The 21,915-nt window shown below is 63.6% G+C and carries 17 protein-coding genes, 1 tRNA gene and 1 pseudogene; 5 read left to right on the plus strand and 14 right to left on the minus strand.

The window, feature by feature from the left end; all coding sequences use genetic code 11:
• Positions 1–6 precede the first annotated feature (6 nt).
• Together DESFRDRAFT_RS10305 and DESFRDRAFT_RS10310 are read left to right on the plus strand one after the other, a co-directional pair.
• Positions 7–375: a response regulator gene (locus DESFRDRAFT_RS10305; protein ID WP_005993653.1), complete on the plus strand. Its 369-nt coding sequence runs from the start codon at positions 7–9 to the stop codon at positions 373–375.
• Positions 376–421: 46 nt separating this feature from the next.
• Positions 422–3,466: a chemotaxis protein CheA gene (locus DESFRDRAFT_RS10310; RefSeq protein WP_005993655.1), complete on the plus strand. Its 3,045-nt coding sequence runs from the start codon at positions 422–424 to the stop codon at positions 3,464–3,466.
• A 227-nt stretch (positions 3,467–3,693) separates the two neighbouring features.
• Here DESFRDRAFT_RS10310 and DESFRDRAFT_RS10315 read toward each other — a convergent pair whose 3' ends face one another.
• From DESFRDRAFT_RS10315 to DESFRDRAFT_RS10335, 6 genes are all read right to left on the minus strand, one after another.
• On the minus strand, positions 3,694–4,431 hold the full coding sequence (locus tag DESFRDRAFT_RS10315; RefSeq protein WP_005993656.1) for a DUF2231 domain-containing protein: 738 nt from the start codon (positions 4,429–4,431) through the stop codon (positions 3,694–3,696).
• Positions 4,412–4,861, minus strand: coding sequence for a response regulator (locus tag DESFRDRAFT_RS10320; RefSeq protein ID WP_005993657.1), 450 nt, complete (start codon positions 4,859–4,861; stop codon positions 4,412–4,414). The genes DESFRDRAFT_RS10315 and DESFRDRAFT_RS10320 overlap by 20 nt, the downstream gene beginning before the upstream one ends.
• Before the next feature lie 234 nt (positions 4,862–5,095).
• On the minus strand, positions 5,096–5,269 hold the full coding sequence (locus DESFRDRAFT_RS22700) for a hypothetical protein (RefSeq protein ID WP_005993658.1): 174 nt from the start codon (positions 5,267–5,269) through the stop codon (positions 5,096–5,098).
• Between the two features lie 16 nt (positions 5,270–5,285).
• On the minus strand, positions 5,286–7,490 hold the full coding sequence (locus DESFRDRAFT_RS10325; protein WP_005993659.1) for a SpoIIE family protein phosphatase: 2,205 nt from the start codon (positions 7,488–7,490) through the stop codon (positions 5,286–5,288).
• Between the two features lie 37 nt (positions 7,491–7,527).
• The gene (locus DESFRDRAFT_RS10330; RefSeq protein WP_005993660.1) at positions 7,528–9,705 is read right to left on the minus strand and encodes an ATP-dependent helicase; all 2,178 of its coding nucleotides are present in this window, start codon (positions 9,703–9,705) and stop codon (positions 7,528–7,530) included.
• The gene (locus tag DESFRDRAFT_RS10335) at positions 9,684–11,009 is read right to left on the minus strand and encodes an alkaline phosphatase family protein (RefSeq protein WP_005993661.1); all 1,326 of its coding nucleotides are present in this window, start codon (positions 11,007–11,009) and stop codon (positions 9,684–9,686) included. The genes DESFRDRAFT_RS10330 and DESFRDRAFT_RS10335 overlap by 22 nt, the downstream gene beginning before the upstream one ends.
• 86 nt (positions 11,010–11,095) lie before the next feature.
• Here DESFRDRAFT_RS10335 and DESFRDRAFT_RS10340 point away from each other — a divergent pair.
• Both DESFRDRAFT_RS10340 and DESFRDRAFT_RS10345 read left to right on the plus strand, forming a co-directional pair.
• Positions 11,096–11,182, plus strand: a tRNA-Leu gene (locus tag DESFRDRAFT_RS10340).
• 549 nt (positions 11,183–11,731) lie between these two features.
• Positions 11,732–13,819: a PP2C family protein-serine/threonine phosphatase gene (locus DESFRDRAFT_RS10345; protein WP_005993662.1), complete on the plus strand. Its 2,088-nt coding sequence runs from the start codon at positions 11,732–11,734 to the stop codon at positions 13,817–13,819.
• Between the two features lie 100 nt (positions 13,820–13,919).
• On the opposite strand, the gene DESFRDRAFT_RS10350 is transcribed toward DESFRDRAFT_RS10345, so the two are convergent.
• The 8 genes from DESFRDRAFT_RS10350 to DESFRDRAFT_RS10385 all read right to left on the minus strand — a co-directional run bounded on the left by DESFRDRAFT_RS10350 (position 13,920) and on the right by DESFRDRAFT_RS10385 (position 21,061).
• Positions 13,920–15,254, minus strand: a complete 1,335-nt coding sequence (locus DESFRDRAFT_RS10350; RefSeq protein WP_233489596.1) for an MFS transporter — start codon at positions 15,252–15,254, stop codon at positions 13,920–13,922.
• On the minus strand, positions 15,184–16,560 hold the full coding sequence (locus DESFRDRAFT_RS10355; protein WP_005993665.1) for a sensor histidine kinase: 1,377 nt from the start codon (positions 16,558–16,560) through the stop codon (positions 15,184–15,186). Before DESFRDRAFT_RS10355 ends, DESFRDRAFT_RS10350 begins: the two co-directional genes overlap by 71 nt.
• Positions 16,547–17,224 (minus strand): response regulator, encoded by a 678-nt coding sequence (locus DESFRDRAFT_RS10360; protein ID WP_005993667.1) that lies wholly within the window; start codon positions 17,222–17,224, stop codon positions 16,547–16,549. Before DESFRDRAFT_RS10360 ends, DESFRDRAFT_RS10355 begins: the two co-directional genes overlap by 14 nt.
• A gap of 76 nt (positions 17,225–17,300) precedes the next feature.
• Complete coding sequence (locus tag DESFRDRAFT_RS10365; RefSeq protein WP_005993669.1) at positions 17,301–17,822, minus strand: hypothetical protein; 522 nt, start codon at positions 17,820–17,822, stop codon at positions 17,301–17,303.
• Positions 17,819–18,586, minus strand: a complete 768-nt coding sequence (locus DESFRDRAFT_RS10370) for an ABC transporter permease (RefSeq protein ID WP_005993671.1) — start codon at positions 18,584–18,586, stop codon at positions 17,819–17,821. Before DESFRDRAFT_RS10370 ends, DESFRDRAFT_RS10365 begins: the two co-directional genes overlap by 4 nt.
• Complete coding sequence (locus tag DESFRDRAFT_RS10375) at positions 18,583–19,494, minus strand: ABC transporter ATP-binding protein (protein WP_005993673.1); 912 nt, start codon at positions 19,492–19,494, stop codon at positions 18,583–18,585. The genes DESFRDRAFT_RS10370 and DESFRDRAFT_RS10375 overlap by 4 nt, the downstream gene beginning before the upstream one ends.
• A gap of 17 nt (positions 19,495–19,511) precedes the next feature.
• Positions 19,512–20,306: a COG4705 family protein gene (locus DESFRDRAFT_RS10380; protein ID WP_005993675.1), complete on the minus strand. Its 795-nt coding sequence runs from the start codon at positions 20,304–20,306 to the stop codon at positions 19,512–19,514.
• 188 nt (positions 20,307–20,494) lie between these two features.
• Complete coding sequence (locus DESFRDRAFT_RS10385; protein ID WP_005993676.1) at positions 20,495–21,061, minus strand: PepSY domain-containing protein; 567 nt, start codon at positions 21,059–21,061, stop codon at positions 20,495–20,497.
• A gap of 516 nt (positions 21,062–21,577) precedes the next feature.
• Between DESFRDRAFT_RS10385 and DESFRDRAFT_RS21290 the strand changes: the two are divergent.
• A pseudogene (locus DESFRDRAFT_RS21290) lies at positions 21,578–21,903 on the plus strand (5-methyltetrahydropteroyltriglutamate--homocysteine S-methyltransferase); the annotation flags it as partial.
• Positions 21,904–21,915: the final 12 nt, after the last annotated feature.

Consider the following 21,915-nt stretch of genomic DNA (forward strand, 5'->3'; position numbering starts at 1 on the left):
AGGTCGATGCCCAAGCATATCCTCATCGTGGACGACTCCAAGACCGTGCGCAACCTTGTGGCATTCATCATGCGCAAGGAAGGCTTCAAGGTCACCGCGGCCGAGGACGGCCTCGACGGTCTGGAGAAGCTGTACACCGATCCGCAGGTCGATCTCATCATCACCGATATCAACATGCCGCGCATGGATGGCATCACCTTCATCAAAACCGTGCGCGAGCAGGATGCGTATCGGGATATCCCCATTGTGGTGCTCTCCACCGAGGGCGAGGAACGCGACATCCATGCCGGGCTTTCCATCGGGGCCAATTTGTATATGGTAAAGCCGGCCCAGCCCGAAGTCATGGTGCGCAACGTGAAGATGCTTTTGGGGTAGGTAGAGTGACGTCCCGAATCGACGTCGATAGCCGTGAGGTGCCTTGATGAGCCAGGATTTCATGGATCCGGAATTGTTTGCCGACTTCATCGTGGAAGCGCGGGAGCATCTCGAAACCATCGAGCCCAATCTTCTCGAATTGGAGCGCAACCCCGGAAACCTAAGCCTCCTCAACGACATTTTTCGCCCCATGCATTCCCTCAAGGGGGCCTCCGGCTTTCTTGGCCTCAATGCGATCAACGGGCTGGCCCACAAGGCCGAAAACATCCTCGACGAGCTGCGCAAGGGCAACATTCCCGTCACGCCCGAGATCATGGACGTGATCCTGGCCGCCACGGACCTGCTGCGCACCATGATCGAGAATCTGGAGCAGACCGGGGTCGAGGGCGACGTGGACACCGCGCCGGTCATCGCCCGCATCGCGGCCCAGCTCGAGGGCGGGCCGCCGGCCGCGCCCGAGGTGCCGGCCGCGCCCACCGATTTCCCGGCCGAGGATGTCGCCCCGCCCGCCGCCGAACCGACTCCCGAACCCGAACCGGAACCCGGGGCCGCCCCGGCCGTCGAGTCCGCACCCGCCGCCGGCAACGGCGCGGCCGCCGCGGCCGCCGAGAAGATCGCCAGGATCACCGAGGAGCTGCCGCCCTTCGTTCCCGACACCTACCAGCTCACCTCCATCGGCGAGGGCCATATGGCCGATTTCCTGGAAGAGGCCCGGGAAATCATCGAGCGCTTAAACGCCGCCCTGCTCGAACTCGAATCCGCCGGCGAGGGCCGCTCGGAAAGCATCAACGACATTTTCCGTTATTTCCACAACCTCAAGGGCAACAGCGGCATTATCGGCCACAAGGATTTAAACGCCCTGACCCATGAGGCCGAAACGCTGCTCAACCGCGTGCGCAAGGGCGAGATCGCCACCAGCCCGCTGATGGTGGATCTGCTTTTGGCCGTGGTCGATCAGGTCGAGGCCCTTGTCAGCGACATCGAGCCCGCCACGAGCATGGCCACGCCGCTCGACATCCGGCCGCTGGTGGCCCGTCTCAAGCAGGCCACCGAGGACGGCGAGGTGTTCGAGTCGCCGAGCGCCGGGACGGCGGCCGACCAGCCGGAAGAGGAAGGCGAGGCCGCGTCCGAGGCGGAAGGCGAACCGGAACCCGCGCCGCAGGAAGCCGGCCCCGCCGCCAAGGAATCCGCCAAGCCCGCCGCCACGGGCTACGACCCCGAGGACGTGGCCGTCTTCGAGTCCACCATCGACCAGCAGATCGTATATATGGGCCAGGCCCTGGCCGGGCTGGCCGAGGATCCCGAATCCAAGGAGATGGAGGACGGCCTTTACCGCGCCCTGGTCACCATCCAGAATTCCTCGGGCTACATGGGGCTTTCCGACCTCAAGGTCCAGGCCGAGCGCACGGCCGGCCTCGTGGACCAGGCCCGCAAATCCGGTCTTTCCTTCGACATCCTGCTCGACATGCTGCGCCAGGAGTGCTCGATCCTGGGCGACATGCTCACCGCCGCCCTGGCCACGCTTCGCGGCGGCAAGGCCCCGGCCGCGCCCAAGGCGGCCCCGCTGCCGGCCAGCGAACCGGCTCCCGCGCCCAAGGCCGAGCCCAAGGCCGCGCCCAAGGCCGAGCCCAAGGCCGCGCCCAAGGCGGCTCCCGCGCCGGAATCCGAACCGGCCCCCGCTCCCAAGGCAAAACCCAAGGCCGAACCCCAGCCGGAAGCCAAGCCCACGCCGCCTCCCGCCGCCAAACCCGCGCCCGAGGCGAAACCGGCGGCCAAGTCCGCGCCGGCCCCCGCGTCAAAGCCGGCGGCCAAGCCCGCCAAGCCTGCCGCCCAGGCCGCGCCCGCCGCCCAGGCGGGCGAAGCCGGCGGCAAGCCCAAGGTGTCGGCCACCATCCGCGTGGACCACGAAAAGCTCGACCATCTGATGAACCTTATCGGCGAGCTCATCATCAACCGCAACCGCTTCGCCATGCTCGCCCGCTCCCTGGAAGAGGGCAAAAACGACGTGGCCCACATCGGCCAGCAGCTGACCGAAACCACCTATTCCATGGCGCGTATCTCCGACGATCTGCAAGACACGATCATGAAGGTGCGCATGGTGCCGGTCTCCACGGTCTTTTCCCGCTTTCCGCGCCTGGTGCGCGACCTGTCGCGCAAATCCGGCAAGGAAGTGAACCTCATCACCGAAGGCGAGGAAACCGAACTCGACAAGTCCGTGGTCGAAGTCATCGGCGACCCGCTGGTGCACCTCATCCGAAATTCCGTGGACCACGGCATCGAGACCGAGGCCGAGCGCGTGGCCACCGGCAAGCCGCCGGTGGGCCGGGTGTGGCTTCGCGCCTACCACCGGGGCAATTCCGTGGCCATCGAGATCGAGGACGACGGCAAGGGCATCGACCCGGCCAAGATGCGCGAAGTGGCGGTCAAAAAAAATCTCATGTCGCCCGAGGAGGCCAAGGCCCTCGACGACCGCGACGCCATCGACATCATCTTCATGCCCGGCTTCTCCTCGGCCGAGAAGATCACCGACATCTCCGGCCGCGGCGTGGGCATGGACGTGGTGCGCACCAACATCAAGAACCTCAAGGGCACGGTCAACGTCACGAGCGAAGTGGGCAAGGGCACCAAGTTCACCCTGTCCCTGCCGCTGACCCTGGCCATCATCGACGCGCTGATGGTGGTGGTCGCCGGCCAGATTTACGCCATCCCGCTCGATTCCGTCTCCGAGACGACCAAGATCGAACTCAAGCGCATGACCGAGGTCAACAAGCGCAAGTGCGTGACGCTTCGCGGCGAGGTGCTCGGCATCGTGGAACTGGCCGAAATCCTCGAGCTGCCGCCTGAAGAGAGGGAACGGGAAATCGTCCCCATCGTCATCCTCCAGGACAACGAGCGCCGCCTCGGACTTATCGTCGACCGGCTGCTCGAGCGCCAGGAAATCGTCATCAAGCCGCTCGGGGCCTATCTCTCGGAATTCGATATGCGCGGCATCTCCGGCGCGACCATCATGGGCGACGGCTCGGTCGTGCTCATCCTCGACCCGCACGAAATCTACATGATGTCCACCCCGGGCGTTCGCTCGAAAGGGTAGGCAAGCATGCCTCCGGCGGCCAGGGGGAAACTTTTTGAAAAAAGTTTCCCCCTGGACCCCCTTCCAAAACTTTTAATGGGAATAACCAGTGAGCCCCTATCCGACGCGAATCGGATAGGGGCTCTTGTTTGGCGGACCCTATGAAAAGTTTTTGAAGGAGGGGGTCCGGGGGAGGGGACTTTTTTCAAAAAGTCCCCTCCCCCGGAAGCCTTTCCTCTTCTCCTCCCCTAGTCTTCGTGCGGCGGGAAGGTCAGGGCCGCGCCGAACCAGCCGATCAGCGAGACCAGCGGGAAAAGCGCCAGGACCACGATGATGAAGCCGGGGTGGCTGCCGGGGTGGGCGAGCATATCCGGGGCCTTGAGATGGGCCACGAAGGCCCACAGCGCGGCCAGGAAGAGGATCGGGGTGGCGATGAGCTTGACGATGACGGGGGGGATGCGGGCGGAGGCGTAGTTGAGCCACCAGGTGAAAAGCCCGGTGACGATGGCCACCGGCGTGAAGACCACCGCCGCCCCGAGCAGCACGAGCAGGGCCGCGTCGAATCCGGCCCAGCCGGTGACGAGCGCCAGCACCAGGCACAGCGGGGCCAGCACGCAAAAGGCGATGGGAAAGTGCACGGTCATGGGGTGGGGGTGGCGCTTGAGCATGGGAAACCGCGTCATGTACTTGGAAATCCAGGCCGGCACGCGGTTGGCCACGGGTTCCGGGGCCAGAACAGGCGCTTCCAGGATGCCGACGCGGGGGAAACGCGTGAGCAACTCGGCGGAATGCGGGGCCTGGGCCAGGTCGAGGCCCATGTCCATGCCGGCGTGGTGCCGGTTCATGTGCTTGCCGTCTTTCCACCGCTTGCTGGATGAAATGTCGTAGACCACGCCTTTGTAGGCCACGTAGGCGGGCTTGCCGTCGCTGCCGTCGTAGCCGGCCAGTTCTTGGGGCGTGAAATGTTTATCGGGCGTCTGGCTCATGCATCGCTCCTGGATGACGTTTGTGGGGGGCGTCGATGAGATCGAATTTGCGCAATTCGTCGAGCACGGTGTCGCAGCTGAAGGGCTTGGCCAGAAAGGACATGGCCTGGCCCTGGAAAAAGGCGCGGTAGACGGTCACGTCGTCGTCCTGGGCCGAGATCATGATGACCTTGGCCGCGTCGGATGACGAGACGCCCTGTTGGTGTTCCAGGTGGCGCATGCCTTCAAGCGCCTGGTGGCCGTCCATGCCGGGCATCAGGACGTCGACGAAAATGAGGTCGTAGGGATCGCCCGCGGAGAGCGCGCGACCAAAGGCGGAAAGCCCGTCCTTGCCGTTGGCGGCCGTGTCGCAGGCGGCATACGGGGACAGGATTTCCCGAAGGAAACAGGTGTTGACTGGATCGTCGTCGACGATGAGCGCTCGCAGCATGTGGCTTCCCGAAGCTGGCGGACATCCTGCCCGCCTCGCCGGAGAACCCTAACACAACATTGCGCCGCGTCAACACAATCCACGAGACTGAAAAGGGAAGTGCGAGGGGAGGGAATTACAAAAAGGAAGCGCGAAAGGGGAAATCCCTTAAAAAAGGGGGCCCCCTCTCGCGCGGGCCCTTTTCCCGAATTTTTTCCCACGGGCGTTTTCATGGGGAAGAGACCTCGGACAGGGTTACTTCCGCCCCTCGAGACCGGCCGGGTGTCCAGCCAGGCCGCAATACCCCGTATCCGGGCCGGCGGCGCGCCACATCATGCACATGGTTCCCTGGCAGAACTTCAGCTTGTCGTCGTGGGTGGTTAAAAGCGGACAGTATTTGAACTTGGCTTCCTTTTCGGTCACGGGCATGGGGCGTGCCTCCTTTTTAAGCCTGGTCGGTTACGGCGACGACGACCAGGGTCACGTCGTCGTCCAGGGATTTCGCCCCCCGGAAGGCGTCCAGGGCGGCGAACAGGGCGTCGAGAACGGCTTGCGCTCCGTCCGGGGCGGCTTTGGCCAGGATGTCGCGGGTGCGCTCCTTGCCGAACATCTCCCCGGCGGCGTTTTCGGCCTCCCACAGGCCGTCGGAACCGATGAGAATGACCTGCCCCGGGGCCAGGGCCGCCGCGCCGGTTTCAAAACGGGCCTCCTCGGCCACGCCAAGGGCCATGCCCCGGGCGGTGAGCGCATCGATGCCGCCGGTCGCCGGATCGTAGCGCATGGCCGGGTCGTGGCCGCCCCGGGCGAACGTCGCCGTGCGGGCCGCCGGGTCGATCTCCATGTAAAAAAGCGTCATGAACCGGCCGGTGCCGTAGACGTCGCGGGTGAGTTCCCGGTTGACGTCGCGAAGCACCTCGCCGGGCGCGCCCGGGTGCTTGGCCCTGGGACGCAGCAGCGCCCGGGCCGTGGTCATGAGCAGGGCCGCCTCGAGGCCGTGCCCGGACACGTCGCCCAGGGCGATGGCGAGCCGCCCCGCCTTGTCGCCCTCCAGAGGAATGAAATCGAAATAGTCGCCGCCGGTCTCGTCGCAGTAGCGGCTGGCGGCGGCGAACCGAAGGCCCGGGACCATCGGCGGTTCGGCCGGCAGCAGGCTGTGCTGGATTTCGCTGGCCAGGGCCAGGGTTTCGCTGAGGCGCACATGGGCCTTCAGGCGCGGGGCCATGGCGTTGAACATGCGGCCCAGCTCGCCGATTTCGTCGCGGCCCGTGGCTTCCACCCGGGCGTCGAAATCGCCTTCGGCCAGCTTGCCGGCGGCGTCGGTCAGGGCCCGGATGGGGCGGGTGACGGCCTGCGAGGCGCGAAGCGAGATGAAGATCAGGGCCAGCATGACGGCGGCCACGACGAAGGTGCCGAAGGTGAAAAGGTTCATGATGCTGCCCTCGACGTCTTCGCCCACTGCCCGGGAGGCGGCCAGGACGTCGGCCACCGAGGCGATCTGCATGAGCGCCTCGCCCTCGGCCGTGCGGGCATAGGCGGCCAGGGAGTCGCGGCCGTCGTAGGTCAGCCGTCGCACGCCGGAAACGCCCTTTTCCACGTCCTCGGCCATGGCGGCAAGCGTTGCCGTATCCGGCGAGGGCAGGGGCGACGGCGTAACGAAGGCGTGCCAGCCGTGTCCGTGTTCCAGGCGCTTTTGCCCGGCTTCGACCATGAGCGTCGGCCGGCCGGCCGTGTCGCGGTCGCTTATGACCAGAAGCGACCGCACGTTGCCGGAAAAGTGGCTCGGCATGCTGACCGAGGCGAGTAGGGTGTCGAGGGGGGTGAGGATGGCCGCGACCCCGGCGGTGGTGCCTTCCGGGCCGACGATGCGGCAGGAGACGGCCACGGCGATGCGGCCCGTGCCCGGTTCCGCCTGGGGTGGGGTCCACACCGGCCCGGGGAGTTCCATGGCGGCTTGATACCAGGGGGCCCGGGTGGGGTCGAAACGCTTGGGCGATCCGGCCAGGGCCGGGTAGATGGCCATGAGCCCCGAAGGAAGGGCCGTTATCTGGAAGTGGGCCAGCCGGCCGGCCAGGGCGGCGATGCGGCGGCTCGGGGCAAGCAGGGCGGCCAGCCGTCGCGGCTCGGGCGCGTCCAGGGCATTCGCGGCGTTCGAGCCCGCCGGCAGACGCAGGGTGATGCGGTCCGGGTCCACGGGAAGGGGCGTTTGCGTGCCGGCCGGGGACAGGCGGAAGTAGTCGGGCAGGTCTTTGAAACCGATCGGGGCGTCCGGGGACGTTTCCGCATCGTGGCTTCGGCCCATTCCCATGCCCATTCTCATGCCCATATGCGCGCCCCGCATGGCTTCGACCGTGACCACGTCGTCCGGGTCCGGTGCCGGGGGCTCGGGCGCGGCCAGGAGGTTTTCGGCGGCAAGTCCCTGCATGGTCACGGCCACGGACAAGGTCTTTCGCCGACTGTCGAGGAGCCGGGCGTGGTCTTCCACCAGCCGGCGCAGCCGTGTTTCGGCCTCGGCCACGAGTTGGGCGGCCACGCGCCCGGCCAGCTTGTCGGCGAGACGGTGCAGGGCGAACTGGCTGTTGGCGCGCAACAGCACGATCGGCGTGAGCGAAAGGGCGGCCAGAAGCCAGAACAGTTTCCAGCGGATGCGCACGGGCGTCCTCGGGCTTGGCGGTCAAGGGTCGGCGATTTTAGGAAGCATCCTCCATTTCCAGGTAATCGGCAAGGATGACCTTGGGGCCGAAATCCGGGAAATTGACGCGGCACTTGCCGTCGTCGAGCATGGCGATGATCTTGCCCCGGCCGAAAATCTTGTGGCGGCAGTAGCCCATCTTGCCGGTCGGGGCCTTGCGCGGCGCGGGGGCTCCCGTCAAGTGGGGCGCTTCGGCCGGGCGCGTCAGGCGGGAGCGCACGGCCGTGGCCGGGGCCGAAGGCGGCGGGCAGGCGGCAAAGGCGGCGGCCGAACCGCCGCCGAGCCGTTCCCGGCGCTCGGGAAGCGTCCCCGGGGGCAGCTCGCGCAGGAAGATGCTCGGCAGGGCGGGAGCGCAGCCGCCGGTCTGGCGCTGGTAAATAGTCTCCGGCGCGAAAAGGGTCAGGTGTTCCCGGGCCCTTGTGCAGGCCACGTATAACAGCCGGCGCTCCTCTTCCAGGTCCTCGGGCCGGGACAGGGCGTGGCGCGAGGGAAAGCGTTCGTCCACCAGGTCGATGACCAGCACGGCCGACCATTCGAGGCCTTTGGCCGAATGCACGGTGGAAAGCACCACGTGGTCCTCGCGGGTCTTCTTGCGGTCCTCGTCCGGGTTTTCGAGCACGAGGTCGGCCAACATGGCGTCGAGGTCGGCGTAGGCGGCGGCGATCTGCTGGAGCTGCTCCAGGCCTGCCTGCCTGCGCGGGTAGTCCTCGGGGTATTTCTCGGCCAAAAGCGGCGCGTAGGCCTCGATGACCCGTTCCAGAAGCTGGGCCGGGGAGGGGGGTAGGGCGCGCAGGGTGTCGAGGAATTCGATCAGCGCGCGAAATTCCTGCGATTTGGCCGCCATCTTGCCGAGTACGGCCCGGTCGCCGGACTGGATGGCGTTGAAAATCTTGGTGGCGGTCTTGGGGCCGATGCCTGGCACGAAGGCCAAAACGCGTGACCAGGCCGGAAAATCGGCGGTGTTGCGCACGAGCCGCAGGTAGGACAGCACGTCCTTGACGTGGGCGGCGTCGGAGAATTTCAGTCCGCCGAACTTCTGGAAGGGGATGCCGGTTTTGCCGAGCTCCACTTCCAGGGCATAGGATTGGTAGCCGGCGCGAAAAAGCACCGCGATCTCGTGCAGCGGATAGCGGGACGAAAGTTCGCGAATTTTGGCCGCGGCCATGGCCGCCTGGGTCAGGTCGGAAAAGGGCCGCAGCAACTCGGGCTGGGGCCCGTCCTCGCGGGTGGTGAAGAGCTTTTTGTCGTACTTGCGGCCGGCGTTTTGCAAAATGGCGTTGGTAAGCGACAGGATCGGCTGGGTGGAGCGGTAGTTCTGCTCCAGCTTGACCACGAGCGTTCCCGGGAAAAGTTCCGGGAAATCGAGGATGTTGTCCACTGTCGCCCCGCGAAAGGCGTAGATGGACTGGGCGTCGTCGCCAACGGCCATGACGTTGCCCGAGGTGGGGGCGAGAAGGCGCGTCAGCCGGGCTTGGACCCGGTTGGTGTCCTGGTACTCGTCCACCATGACGTAGCGGTGGTGCTGCCGCAGGTAGTCGAGCAGGTCCGGATGCTCGGTCAGGGTGCGCTCCAGGGTGAAAAGCAGGTCGTCGTAGTCGAGCAGGCGGTTTTCGGCCTTGAACGCCGTGTAGCGCTCGCCGATCCTGGCGATGTCCCCGGCGTAGGGGAGCAGGTGGAAGGCCTCGCGCGAGAGCACGTCGCCGACGTCGAGCTCCTTGTTGCGGGCCTTGGACAAAAGCCCGAGCACCGCGCTCTTGCGGGGAAAGGAGCGGTCGCCCTTGCCGATGCCGAGCGTGTCCTTGGCCTGGCCCAGGATGTCCTCGGAGTCGGCCTGGTCAAGCACGGTGAAGCCGTCGGGAAAGCCGGCCGCGGCATGGTAGCGCCGCAGCGTGGCGAAGGCGAAGGCGTGAAACGTGCCGCCGGACACGCTGGCCACGCCGCTTGGGCCCATGGCTAAAAGCATCCCGGCCCGGGTAAGCATCTCCTGGGCGGCCTTGCGCGTGAAGGTCAGAAGGAGGATCGCGGCCGGATCCACGCCGTCGGAGACCAGATGGGCCAGCCTGTAGACAATGGTGCGGGTCTTGCCGGACCCGGCCCCGGCGATGACCAGCATCGGGCCTTCGGTGGTGAGGGCCGCCTGGCGCTGGGCCGGGTTCAAATCGCGTTCGAAATCCATGCCGGCTCGTTTTGCTCGGGAAGATTGAAGAAGTCGGCCACGAGGCGTCCGGCCTCGGTGGTGGTGGCCGGGCGCGCGCCGGCCGTATCGCACCAGATGGCCCCGTGAGCGCTGTGGCAGCCGGTGCGGCCGAAGCGGCCGAAAATTTTCGTTCGGTCGAACTTGCCGGTCAGGCTCATGCCCGGCCGGCCGACACAGACGAGATTGGGCGCGCGGCGCAGTTGCGGACCGTCGTAGATTTCCTCGGCCAGATGCACCGCCTCCATGACGGGTTCGCCTTCGTAGCTCAGGGTCAGCAGTTCGTCGCGCAGCTCCCGGGCCAGCTTTTCGGCCACATGCTCGTGAAAGACGCCCCGGGCGAAGCGCTCCTTGATGTTGATGTAGATGCGGCCCGGGTCCAGGGCGAAGGCGGCGGTCTGGTGCGGGGCGATGCGGGCGTCCCACTCGTTTGCCGCTCCGGGATGGGTTTTGAGCAACCCCTTTCCGGCCAGCCAGACGTTGAGGTCCACTTCGGTCACAAGTTCGGTGAAGCCGTGGTCGGCCAGGGCGATGAGCCGCTTTTCGCCGGGCAGGCTGTCGTAGCGGTCGAGCAGGTGGCCAATGGCCTTGTCCCAGTCGGCGAAGAGGTCGAGGACCGCCCCATGCAGGGCATGTTCGGGATGGGCCACGGCCGGGAAGAAGAAGTGGAACAACCGGTCCGTCTCGGTCAGGACGAGCATGAAGCAATCGAAGTCGCCGCCGGCCCAGAGCATGTCCAGGCCGGCCCGGCGCGAGGCCAGTGTCTGCCGCAGCCCCCGGGCCAGTCCGTCGAAATCGGCCGCGCCCCTGGTCGTGTCGGCCTCGATGCGGTAGCCGGCCAGGCGCAGGTTGTTGGCCAGTTCGGGCGGATAAACGGCCCGGGAAAAATCGGTTTCGGGAAAGCCGGCGATGATCGCGCCGTTTAAGGGCTTTACCGGCGCGGCGCAGGGGAAATTGATGATCTTGGCCGTGAGCCCGGCGGCGCTTAAGCGGTCGGGCAGGGTCGGGACGCGGATGGCCGTGGCGTCGAGGGGGCCCAGGGTGTAGGCGGCCGGATCGATGCCGACGAAGCCGAAGACGCCGTGGCGGCCGGGGTTGGCGGCGGTTGTAAACGAGGTCCAGTTGACGGGCGAGAGTTCGGGCAGCTCGGCTTCGATGGTGGCCGGGTGGAGCTTAAGGAGCCGTTGCAAGTTGGGGAGCCTGCCGGTTGCGGCCAGTGAGGTGGCCAGATCGAGGGGCAGGCCGTCGAGTCCGAGGACGATAAGGCGTTTACGGTCGTGCGGCATGGGGGAGTGGTAGCAAAAACGCGGGACGAAGGCTACGGCATGAATTGACGCGACGTGGGCTCATGGGGCAAAGAAATCGTTTGCGTGCCCGAGTGGCGGAATTGGTAGACGCCAGGGACTTAAAATCCCTTGTTCTTCGGGACGTGCCGGTTCGATTCCGGCCTCGGGCACCAAAATTTCAATGGGTTACTGACTCGATCAGTAACCCATTTTTTGTTGTCTTGATTTTTCGCTCCAATTTTTTTCCACTCGCTCCAGGAAATGGCTCAGGAATTTCCATTCGGAAACCCCCTTTTGTCCTGGGGTATGCTTGGGAGACGTGTATGGAGCCACGGCAAATCATCGGCACCTTGTTCCGCATCGAATCCCCCGGCCCCCTTACCGCTTGATCATGAGTGGAAGTGACCTGCCCGGGACTTTTCGGACCAGTCAATTCTTGGGGGTGCCTCCCTGGGTTTGACGTATTGTTCAGCGTCTAGGCAAAGGCTCGCGGCGTCTCTTCCCGAGATCCAGGGGAGATTTTTTAGCATCCGTCGTGTGCAAGAAGGATATCAAATGCTATTGCAACGCTGTATAGTATATGCAAGCAATGCTTTATGGTGGTCGCTGTACCTTGGCCATTGAGTGCTGTGCAAGAATATTCAGTAAAGTTTGCTTGCTTGATGGGGTAACGCTACCATGATCAACTTAGTGAAGAATCTTTTTCTAGCAGGTTTTTCCCTATGCGCATCCGTACCAAGCTTTTGATTTTCCTTCTGGCGCTTGTTCTGCCGCCGTTGATCGTTGTCAGCACCTATGCCGTGTGGGAATCGCAGAATCTTGGGCAAAAACTGGCTGACGGCGCTGAGGAGAACCTTGTTCGGACGGCCCAGCAGCACCTCCAGCTCTCTTTGGCGGTCATGCGTTCGGATATGCGCAGTCGCCAGCACAAACTGGAGCGTTCCCTGAATCTTGTGGTCAAGGAAGCCGAGGCCTTGTTGATCGGCCCGCCTCGTCATGCGAAACCTGCCATCTTCGATACAGAATCTGAGCGGCAGGCCGTTTTGCCCTCAAGTCTGGTACGAGAGGGGGAAGAAGCCGCCCCGCTTGTTTTCCATGCTCCGCCCGATATGGACCACAGTGTCTATTTGGAGGATGCCGGTCGCCTGCTTGGGCTGGAGCCGGCCTTTACGGTACTTTTTCCGAGAGAGGGCGGGGTGCGCCCCCAGGGCTGGGTTCGGCTGGCTTCCGGGTTGGGCTGCTACGTTCCAGAACAAAAGGAGCTTCCTGTTCCACCCCCGTCTCTCGATACCGCTTGGCACGATGTCTCGCAGGGTATCGTGCGGGGACAAATCAAACGGGCCATTGGTCAGTCCGATGGGCAGGTCACGGCGACGTTGCGAAAAGGCATATACTTCCCGGACGGCCGACTGGCCGGGGTTGCCGGCGTCGAGTCTCCCATTTGCAGTGCAGCCCCTGATAAGAAATGGTCTTCCCTCTTCGATATCCAGATGCGGTTTTTGCTGCTGGAGGCCAGGAGTACACCGGCTGGCGGCAGTGCGTTGCATCTTGTCGGAAACGGAGAGCTCCAGGGGCGCAATCTCGTCTGGGAAACCCCGCACGATGGGCAGCAGCTGCACCCCGGACAATCCCCAAACGAGGCATTGCTCATCCAGGACATCCAGGCCGGGCGAAGCGGTGTCCGGGATGTGCGGCTTGCCGGAGTGCCTGTATTTCTCGCCTATCAGCCGCTCTTGGATGGCTTGACGCTCGCTGTCGCGGCTCCCCGGGATGCGATCCTTGCGCATGCCGACCGGGCCGAAGACGCGATCATGGGGCAAACCTGGAAAATCTTATCGTTAACGGCGGCGGTCGCCGTACTCGCCATCTCGGCCGTCGTGTTGCTGGCCGTAAGCGGCTCCAGGGTAGTGACGCGTCCGGTTGCCGCGTTAGCCACAGCCGCCAAGCGGTTGGCGGAGGGTGACTTGGCGACGAGCGTGTCGGTTGCGGGGCGCGATGAACTCAGCGACCTGTCCCGGGCTTTCAATGCGATGGTCCCGCAACTGGCCGAGCGGTTGGTGCTCAAACAGGACATGGAACTGGCCATGGAAGTGCAGCAGACCTTGCTTCCGCGTGAGGCCCCCGTTTTGCCGGGACTCGATATCGCGGCGGCGAGCGTCTTTTGCGATGCGACTGGCGGGGACTACTATGACTTTCTGACCTATGCCGCCGCGGACGGACCGTGTTGCGACATCGTCATAGGAGACGCGACCGGGCATGGCATTGCGGCGGCCCTGCTCATGACCACCAGCCGGGCTCTTTTGCGCGGGTGCGCCACACAACAGGTGTTGCCCGGGGCGCAACTCGCCAAAGCCAATACCCTGCTCTGCCGGGATACCGATATGACGGGACGATTTGTCACCTTGTTCTACCTGCGACTGGAAGCCGGAGGGATTGCGCCAGCGGGAAAACTCCTTTGGGCAAGGGCTGGTCACGATCCTGGCATGCTGTTCGATCCGAAGACGGACACGTTCCGCGAGCTTCAGGGCAAGGGAATCGCTTTGGGCGTTTCTCCGGACTACCTCTATGAAACATTCTCTTGTGGAGGATTGCTTCCCGGCCAAGTCCTTGTCCTGGCAACGGATGGAGCCTGGGAGGCGAGAAACGGTCAGGGAGAAATGTTCGGCAAGGAGCGCTTCAGGGACGTCGTGCGTCGGTATGCCGCGAGGACATCCAAGGATCTCGTGGAGGCCTTGCAGCAGGCCATTCGGGAATACCAAGGGGGTGCGCCGGTCGAAGATGACGTGACCGTGGTGGTGATCAAAGCATAGGGGAGGCAGTGTATCGGTGAGGCATACTTGATGACCTTTCTTGGTCGGGAGCGCCTCTTTGCCTTGGAAAATGGCTGCGGCGCATGGCGGAGAGGTTGCTTTATGGCGAAGGAGCCGGCTTGGCAGTGCGCATGATCAGGCGACGACTGAGAAGAAAAAGCAATACGGCAAGGAGAGCGATCGAGCCGCCGAGTATGAAGGGAGCTTTCGGGCTGATGCTGTCCCAAAGCAGCCCGGCCACAATGCTTCCGGCTAGTGAAGAAAAGCCGAGGGACATATGAAAGATGCCCATGGCCGTCCCTTTGTGCGCTTCGTCGATGTTGTCTCGAATGAGGGCCTTGCCGATGCCTTCGGTGAGGCCCATGAACAGGCCGTAAAAGGGAAACAGCAACCAGACGGCGGACATCCCTGAAAAAGCAAAGCCAAAATAGACGATGGAGTAGAGCATCCAGCCGGAGACGACCATGCGCCATCTCCCGAAACGATCGCTCAACAAACCGAGAGGGTAGGAACTGAGGGCATAGACGGCATTGAAAAGGGTGTAGGCAAATATGGTTTGCAGATCGGACAGGCCGAGATTTTTTGCCCGCAAAATGAGAAACGTGTCGCTGGAATTGGCAAAAGCGAAAATGCCAAGCAAGCCGAGGGTGATCCAATAGCCCTTTGAAAGTTTCGGCAATGCTCTCTTTTGTCGGGGAATGCAGGCCCCTGCCGTCGTATCCAGTCGATTTCGTGTGTGCCGCTCTTTGAGGCCGAATGTCAGCCAGACAGCGGCGATGCCAGGAATCGTGGCAATGAGGAATATTGTCCGATACCGCCCTGGAAGAAGCGCCAGCAACCCCATGCTGCAAAGAACGCCGATAATGGCTCCGGACGTGTCCATCATCCGGTGGAAGCCATAAGCCTTGCCTCCTCGGGAGGCCTCCACCGTATCGGCAATGAGCGTGTCGCGGGCGGTCGTGCGAAGCCCTTTCCCGAACCGGTCGATGGATCTGGCGAGAAAAACAAGCGGCCAGGAGAAGGCCAGGGCCATGAGCGGTTTCGACAACGCCGCCAGCCCGTATCCCCAGCGAATATAGGGCACGCGACGCCCGATTCGGTCGCAGTGCCAGCCGGAAAGGCCCTTCATGAGGCTGACGATGGCTTCGGCCACGCCTTCGATGATGCCTAAGACGACAACCGGAGCGCCGAGCGCCGTGGTCAGGAAAAGCGGCACCACGGGATAGAGCATTTCGGAGGCGACATCCGTAAAAAAGCTCACCCAGCCCAGCTTTATGACGGTCTGGGGTAGGGAGATATTGGAGATTTTCGTTTTCATGGTGTCTTTTTGCGGGCGGACCTCTTGTTTTCGGTGCGTGTCATCCTCATGAAACAGGAAAGCGCACACGGAATCGAAGGCCAGGGGCGGCATCCGAAAGTTCCATCGTTGCGTCATGAATATCCGAGACGGCCTTGACCAGGGCCAGTCCCAGACCGGAACCGCTGGTGCTGCGGCTCCGGTCCAGGCGGTAGAAACGTCTGAAGACGTTTTCCCGTTCCTCCGGAGGAATGCCGGGCCCGTTGTCGCTGACCGAGGCCAGGATACCGGCCGGCTCCCGGCTGACGGACAAGGCGATTTGCGTGCCTTCCGGGCAATGGCGGATGGCGTTTTCCAGGAGGTTCGCAAACATCTGGGTGAGCAGCGCCCGGTCGCCCCGGACGATCGCCCCCGAGGCTATCCGGGTCACGATGGTTTGCCCCCTGTCCTCGGCCACGGCGACGTAGGCCTCGGCCAGGGTCTCCATGATTTCGGAGAGATCGACCGGTACAAACGCTTTTCGCCTCGCCCCGGATTCGATCTGGGCGATGCCCAGGATGGCGGAAAAGATGGACAGGATGTTGTCGGTGTCGCCGATGGCCGCGTCCAGAACCTCCTGGCATTCGGCGCCCGTGACGTGCCGCAGCCTGGCCCCTTCGAGGTGTTGCCGCAGCCGCGCCAGGGGCATGCGCAGGTCATGGGCGATGTCGCTCGAGACCTGGCGCAGGCTTTCCATGAGTTCCTGGATGCGGTCGAGCATGCCGTTGAGATTGGCCGCCAGTTGATCCAGTTCGTCGTTCGTGGCCCGGGTGGGAACGCGGTCCTCCAGGTTGCCGGCCATGATGGCCCGCGTGGTGCGGTTTACGGCGTCGATGCGGCGCAAAAATCCCATGGAGACCAGGATGCCGCCGCCTATGGAGAGCAGTAAGACACTGCCCATGCCCCAGCCAAAGGCGCGCAGGATGGCCTCCTTGGCTTCGTCAATGCGGTGGTCGTCTTCGCCGACCAGGAGATACGCGCCGCCTGGAAGCTCGCGGCCAAAGGCGATGACCTCGTGCTCACGGTCCTCGTCGTGGTCGGATTTCCCTGGCTTTTCCCTTGGTCGAGGCAAGGTCGTAAATCCCGCCACCTGCTCCGTGCGTTCCATGTTGCCGGCCAACTTGCGACCGGAAGCGTCCAGGAGCAGGGCATAGGTCGGCGGCAGGCCGGACTTGCGCAACCGTTCTTCAAGGGACTGGATCAAGTCAGCCATGCCCCCGGTGCGCAACTCTTCGGAAAGGGTCGCGGCCTCCCGCCTCAGGGCGTCATGGACTTGTTGCTGGAGGGCCTGGCTGGCAATCCAATAGATAATGCCGAAGACCAGGGTGGCCGAAACGGAGAACAACCCCGCGAAGAGCGCGGCCAGCCGGAAGCTGGTGTTGCGAAAAAGCCTACTTCGGACCATGCAGCATATACCCCGCGCCACGGACCGTGTGGATGAGATCGCAGCCGAACCCCCGGTCGACCTTGGCCCGCAACCGACTGATGTTGGTTTCCACGACATTGGTCTGGGGATCGAAATGGAAATCCCAGACTTTTTCCAGGAGCATGGTCCTGGTCACGATCCGGCCGGCGTTGCGCACAAGGTATTCCAGCAGTTTGAATTCCAAGGGCTTCAAGTCCAGGCTGTGGCCGGCCCGGCTGGCGGTGCGGGTCAGCAGATCCAGCTCCAGATCGGCGATGCGCAGTTGCGTGGTCACGTCGGCCAGCGGGGGCCGCCTGGCCAGCGCCTGCACCCGGGCGAGCAGTTCCGAAAAGGCGAACGGTTTGACCAGATAGTCGTCGCCCCCGGCTTCCAAGCCCTCGACGCGGTCCTCGATGCTGCTTCGGGTGGTCAGAAAAAGGATCGGCGTCTTGGTGCCCGCCCCCCTGATCGTTTTCACAATGGCCAAGCCGTCCAGGCCAGGGAGCATCCGGTCCACGATCATCACGTCATAAGGACCCTCCGCCGCCAAGAACAGCCCCTCGCGTCCTTCGGCGGCATGGTCCACCACATAGCCCTGTTCCTTGAGCCCCTTGGCCACATAGGCCGCGGTTTCGGCATCGTCTTCGATCAAAAGTATTTTCATGGCACGTCCTCGTTGCCGGCAAAAGGGAATACAGAGTACCTCGGGGGCGTATCGCCTGGCAACGCACGGTTGCCTTTTAGCGGCTGCGACGCCACCGCCAGACGAGCACCCCCCCGAGCAGCAAAGGAATTCCCAAGGCCACCGGCAGCACTCTGGCGGAGGCGACCACGGGCTTGCCGCGCACCGTAAACGCCGCAACCGGGCTGGTGACAAGCTCCCGGGTCTCCCGGCTGGCCAGGCAGACCACCAGGCGGTAGTGCCCGGCCGCGATCAGTCGCATGGGCCAGGTCGCGTTTACGGTCTGCCCTGGCTCCAACGTGGCGGCCGTCACGGCTTTGTGGGCGCTCCAATCTTCCAGATCCACGGGCTGTTCCTTGCCTGGGTCGGTCTGGAGCAGACTGATCCAGGCCACCAAGCCATGCTCCGGCATTGTGCCCGTGTTGCGGATGGACGTTTGAAAACTGAGCCGGTCGCCCATCCGGGGCGTGTCGGGATTGCCGGGAGCGGGCGTCAAACTCACGCTCAGGCCCGCCGACGCGGGAGTGGCTCCCCAAAAGACCAGTATCGCCAACACGCCCAGGATCCGTAAGGTGTTCATAAGCCGCCTCCGCTGCGCAGCAGACGTTGAAAGGCATGGCGGGCAAACAGGACGAAAAGCGCCAGCCAGGCAAGGATTACCAGGGCGTGGGCCCATTGGGACAGGAGGGAGGCGGAATCGATGACGACCGCGTCGTAGGCATTGATAGCCGCCGCAAAGGGATTGATGGCGTCGAAGGCCATGCCCACCGTTGTCTGGCGCAGACTCGGCCCGAAGATGAGGGGGCTGGCCGCCAGGAGCAGCAGGACAAAGCTGGTCAAGAGTCCGCTTCGGGAGGAATCCAAGCGCGCCCCCAGGCCGAGGGCCAGACAGCCGAACCCGATGACCACCGGGGACCCGAACAGGGCCAGGACGGCGATACCCCCCATGAGGTTTTGTCCGGTGCTGCCGACCGCCCAAAGATATGGCAGGGCGAGCGCGAACAGCACGGCCCAGACGATGACGATACCGCCGAGTTTGCCGAGCAGGATGCTCTCCGGGGCCACGGGCGTCAGCAACAACGGGGGAAGGCTGCCGCGATCCCGTTCGCCGGCCAGGGCATCCACGCCGAGGATCACGGCGAGCAACGCCCCAAGGGCCGTGATCAAGCCGGCCATGTCATAGACGACCTGGGCGTTGTCGAGCAGGCTCAATTCGGTATCGCTGACCAGCAGCAGACAGAAGATCGAAAGCGCCACGGCCATGGCCACGAGCCAGGCGAGGCCACGCGGGCTTCGCAGCAACGTTCCCGCCTCTTTTCGGGCAATGAGCATGGAGCTGTTCATGTCGGCCTCCCCTCGGTCATGGTGAGGTAAAGGGATTCCAGACCGCCGCCTTCCCGCATGACTTCCGCCACCGGCCAGCCCGCGAAAAGCATCTCCCGCCAAGCGTCGGCGGCCGGGAGCCCCGGTTCGATCTCCACCAACCATGCGTCGCGATCCCTCGCCAGGATCGACACATGTCGCGGCATTCTCGTTGCCGGCGGCAACTCCCCGGACCATTTGATCCGGTAACGCACCCGGCCGCCCTGGCTGTCCAGAAGTTCGGATACGGCCCCTTCGATGACCGTGCGGCCTTCCATCAGGATGCCGATACGGCCGCAGAGGCGGTCCACGTCGTCAAGCAGGTGGGTGCAAAGCAGGATGCCGATGCCCTGGCCGGCCAGATCGCGCAGGAGGTCATGGAGCTCCCGGCGTCCGCGCGGATCGAGTCCGTTGGTCGGCTCGTCGAGGATCAGGAGCTTCGGGGCGGGCAGCAGCGCCCGGGCCAGGGCCAGCCGTTGCCGCATGCCGCGCGAGAACATGCCGATGATCTGGCCGGGCTTCGGCGAAAGCCCCACCGTTGCCAGTTTGCGGTCGATTTCCACCGAGGCCGGATGGCGCTCGTAGAGTCTCGAGAAAAAATCGAGGTATTCCGAGGCGGTCATCCAGTCATAAAAGCCGAACCGTTCGGGCAGCACGCCCAGTGCGCCGTGAATCGCCCGGGCGTCGGTTTGCGGATTGCGGCCAAGGACCCGAACCGTGCCGCTGTGGGGAGGCAAAAGCCCCAGCATGGCGGCGATGGTCGTACTTTTCCCCGCCCCGTTGGGGCCGAGCAGGCCATAGATGTCCCCGGCGTCGCAGGCGAGGTTGACGCCACGGAGCACGTGTGTGCCGCCGCGATGCAGATGCAGGTCGTTTATGGACAACAGCATGGCGAGCCTCCTTGCTGTCAGGCGTTGATCCGTTCGTCGTCAGCCCTGACCGCTTCCGGGTGACAGCCCGGACGGGTCGAGGTGAAAAGGAGGATGCAGGTCAGCATGCCCCCCACCAGAATGAGCGACGACGTTATCCGGCTGAAGTGGAGCCCGCCGCTGGCAAAGGGCTTGGTGAGCAGATCGCCGACGGTCGCGCCAAGAGGCCGCGTCAGGATGAAGGCCGCCCAGAACAGGAACGTGCGCGAGATTTCCGTCTGGAAGTAAAGGACCGCCAACACCAGCAAGGCGAGGCTGAAGACGACGGCGCCTCCGCCGTAGCCCAGGCCCGAGGTGTCGGCCAGAAAGTCGCCCAGCGCGGTGCCCAGGGTGTTGGAAAAAAGGATGGTCACCCAGTAGAAGAGCTCGACCTTGGGCGTGTGGATGTCACTGACCGACACCGAGCCGACGGAAAGCCACCACAGTCCGAGGATCAACAGCAGGGCCGTGAAAAGCAGCGACGAGCCGCCGACATAGCCGATGCCCAGGGACCGGTCGGCAAAATCCGCCATGGTCGTGCCGACCGTGGTGGTGGCGACGATGACGGCCCAATACAAAAAGCGGTTGAAGGTCTTGGACCGTACCTGCCAAATGGCGACGACCACGAAAAAGGCGAAAAAGATCACCGTGCTGACGGCATAGCCCAGGTGCATGGTCATGGAGAGGGCATCGCCGCCCGTTTCGCCAAGGGTCGTGGCCAGGATCTTGATGATCCAAAAGGTCAGCGTGACCTCTGGGACCTTGCTCATGTGCCGCTTAAGGGTGTCATTCATGGCTGGCTCCTTACGGCCTCTGCCGTGATTGTTGGTTGCTTCCCGCCGGTCATGCCAAGCATGGTCGCAGCGCCCCTCCGCCTCGTTCACGCGTTCCACGGTCGCGGCGGGATGATGCGGGCAGTTTCCCCGGGGAGCCCTGTCAGTGGCTTTCGCATGACGGGGCCCGCCCGTTATGTGCCCTCCGGCTAATCGTCGTCCTCGTCATTGTGGAGCCTGGTCTTGATGATCTGGCCGGAGGTCCCGTCGATGACGATTTCCTGCGAGGCCCCATTCTTGACCAGCGCGATCTCGAAACGGGGCTTGCCGTGCTTGTCCTTGAAGCCGGCTTCGATGGCTTTGCCGCCGGTTTGCTGTTCGGCCATGGTTACAGCCGCGCGCAGCGTAAGCTTCGACGCTTTGATCCCCGTCTGTTCATCGGCTTCATCGTCGAACAGGCGGCTGAAAAAGCCTTCCTGGTTGGTGCCCAGGATATTTCCGGACATCGGGTCGACAAGCGTTATTGACTCTTTGCCATTGGACAGGGAGGCGACGACGTAAACCGGCGTCCGGTTACGCATGTGGTATTCGGCCTTGACGACCTGCCCGCCGTTTTTTTGTTCGACGGTGCCGATTGCCTGGATCAGGGAGGTCTTGACGCTGGCAAATGCCGCGATGTCTTTTGCGTGTTCCCGCTCGGCCCTGGCCGTGCCGCCGAAGAATCCGGTGAGACAAAGTGCCGTAGCGATGATGCTGACCATCTTGAAGTGTTTCATGGCATGATCTCCTTTCGGGGTTACCCCGAGTGAACGCTGCTGCGTTCGTTGGAGACAACATAGGAGGGGGAGATCACGGAGAAGTGGGGGAGACTATACACTGGCGTAATATTTGCGGTCATAAAGCCAGTCGCGCTTGTTGATCGTTTCAATATGCCTGTGGCCTTCGAAAGGTTAAAAAGGTGAACCTCCTTCTCAGGAGGTCCACCTTCCCCACCTATACCGCTGCTGTCTCCTTCAGCTTCTGCCACGCACCGGTCCCGACGACGCATCTGAAGCCCTCGCTCACCTTCGGCACCTCTCCTTGCTTTCCCATAAACCGATCCCAAAGCATTTCAATATCATCGAGAAGGACCGCGAGTTCGATGAGGTGTAACGCGCTTCGGAAGGAATAGTTCCTGCGAAGCGGGATATAGAATTCCTGGGTATCCGAAGTAAAATCTTTGCAAAATCAGCAGGAAAAGTAGAATCGCCAGCTTCAGCTGGCAGCACCCGCCACTGATGCGCCAACTGAGTATCGTACTGGCGATCGCCGCCATGGACGCTGACGTCATCAGCATTGAAGCCAGCCGAAGCCGCATGGAATTGCTCTCAGTGTTTGCCGACTTCCACTATCCTAATGAGATCGGACCGGGCTCTACGACATCCACAGCCCGCGCGTGCCTTCCGTCGAAGAAATGGAGGCCATGCTGCTCCAAGCGGCAAAGGTCATCCCAGCCGAACGCTTGTGGGCCAATCCGGATTGCGGCCTCAAGACCCAGGACTGGCCGGAAACCCTGGCCGCTCTGAAAAACATGGTGGAAGCGGCCAGACGCGTGCGGACAACTCTTCGCATGTGCTAGGCCGTTTCGGGA

Origin of the sequence: Solidesulfovibrio fructosivorans JJ] (assembly GCF_000179555.1) — a bacterium.
Classification (GTDB): Bacteria; Desulfobacterota; Desulfovibrionia; order Desulfovibrionales; family Desulfovibrionaceae; genus Solidesulfovibrio; species Solidesulfovibrio fructosivorans.

What these genes read in the sequence shown, in the direction of transcription:
- DESFRDRAFT_RS10350 (WP_233489596.1), bottom strand. Translation starts at nt 15,254, where the DNA reads ATGACGCAACGATGGAACTTTCGGATGCCGCCCCTGGCCTTCGATTCC.
- DESFRDRAFT_RS10385 (WP_005993676.1), bottom strand. Translation starts at nt 21,061, where the DNA reads ATGAAACACTTCAAGATGGTCAGCATCATCGCTACGGCACTTTGTCTC.
- DESFRDRAFT_RS10320 (WP_005993657.1), bottom strand. Translation starts at nt 4,861, where the DNA reads ATGCTGCGAGCGCTCATCGTCGACGACGATCCAGTCAACACCTGTTTC.
- DESFRDRAFT_RS10335 (WP_005993661.1), bottom strand. Translation starts at nt 11,009, where the DNA reads ATGCCGCACGACCGTAAACGCCTTATCGTCCTCGGACTCGACGGCCTG.
- DESFRDRAFT_RS10380 (WP_005993675.1), bottom strand. Translation starts at nt 20,306, where the DNA reads ATGAATGACACCCTTAAGCGGCACATGAGCAAGGTCCCAGAGGTCACG.
- DESFRDRAFT_RS10330 (WP_005993660.1), bottom strand. Translation starts at nt 9,705, where the DNA reads ATGGATTTCGAACGCGATTTGAACCCGGCCCAGCGCCAGGCGGCCCTC.
- DESFRDRAFT_RS10360 (WP_005993667.1), bottom strand. Translation starts at nt 17,224, where the DNA reads ATGAAAATACTTTTGATCGAAGACGATGCCGAAACCGCGGCCTATGTG.
- DESFRDRAFT_RS10365 (WP_005993669.1), bottom strand. Translation starts at nt 17,822, where the DNA reads ATGAACACCTTACGGATCCTGGGCGTGTTGGCGATACTGGTCTTTTGG.
- DESFRDRAFT_RS10370 (WP_005993671.1), bottom strand. Translation starts at nt 18,586, where the DNA reads ATGAACAGCTCCATGCTCATTGCCCGAAAAGAGGCGGGAACGTTGCTG.
- DESFRDRAFT_RS22700 (WP_005993658.1), bottom strand. Translation starts at nt 5,269, where the DNA reads ATGCCCGTGACCGAAAAGGAAGCCAAGTTCAAATACTGTCCGCTTTTA.
- DESFRDRAFT_RS10345 (WP_005993662.1), top strand. Translation starts at nt 11,732, where the DNA reads ATGCGCATCCGTACCAAGCTTTTGATTTTCCTTCTGGCGCTTGTTCTG.
- DESFRDRAFT_RS10305 (WP_005993653.1), top strand. Translation starts at nt 7, where the DNA reads ATGCCCAAGCATATCCTCATCGTGGACGACTCCAAGACCGTGCGCAAC.
- DESFRDRAFT_RS10375 (WP_005993673.1), bottom strand. Translation starts at nt 19,494, where the DNA reads ATGCTGTTGTCCATAAACGACCTGCATCTGCATCGCGGCGGCACACAC.
- DESFRDRAFT_RS10315 (WP_005993656.1), bottom strand. Translation starts at nt 4,431, where the DNA reads ATGAGCCAGACGCCCGATAAACATTTCACGCCCCAAGAACTGGCCGGC.
- DESFRDRAFT_RS10355 (WP_005993665.1), bottom strand. Translation starts at nt 16,560, where the DNA reads ATGGTCCGAAGTAGGCTTTTTCGCAACACCAGCTTCCGGCTGGCCGCG.
- DESFRDRAFT_RS10310 (WP_005993655.1), top strand. Translation starts at nt 422, where the DNA reads ATGAGCCAGGATTTCATGGATCCGGAATTGTTTGCCGACTTCATCGTG.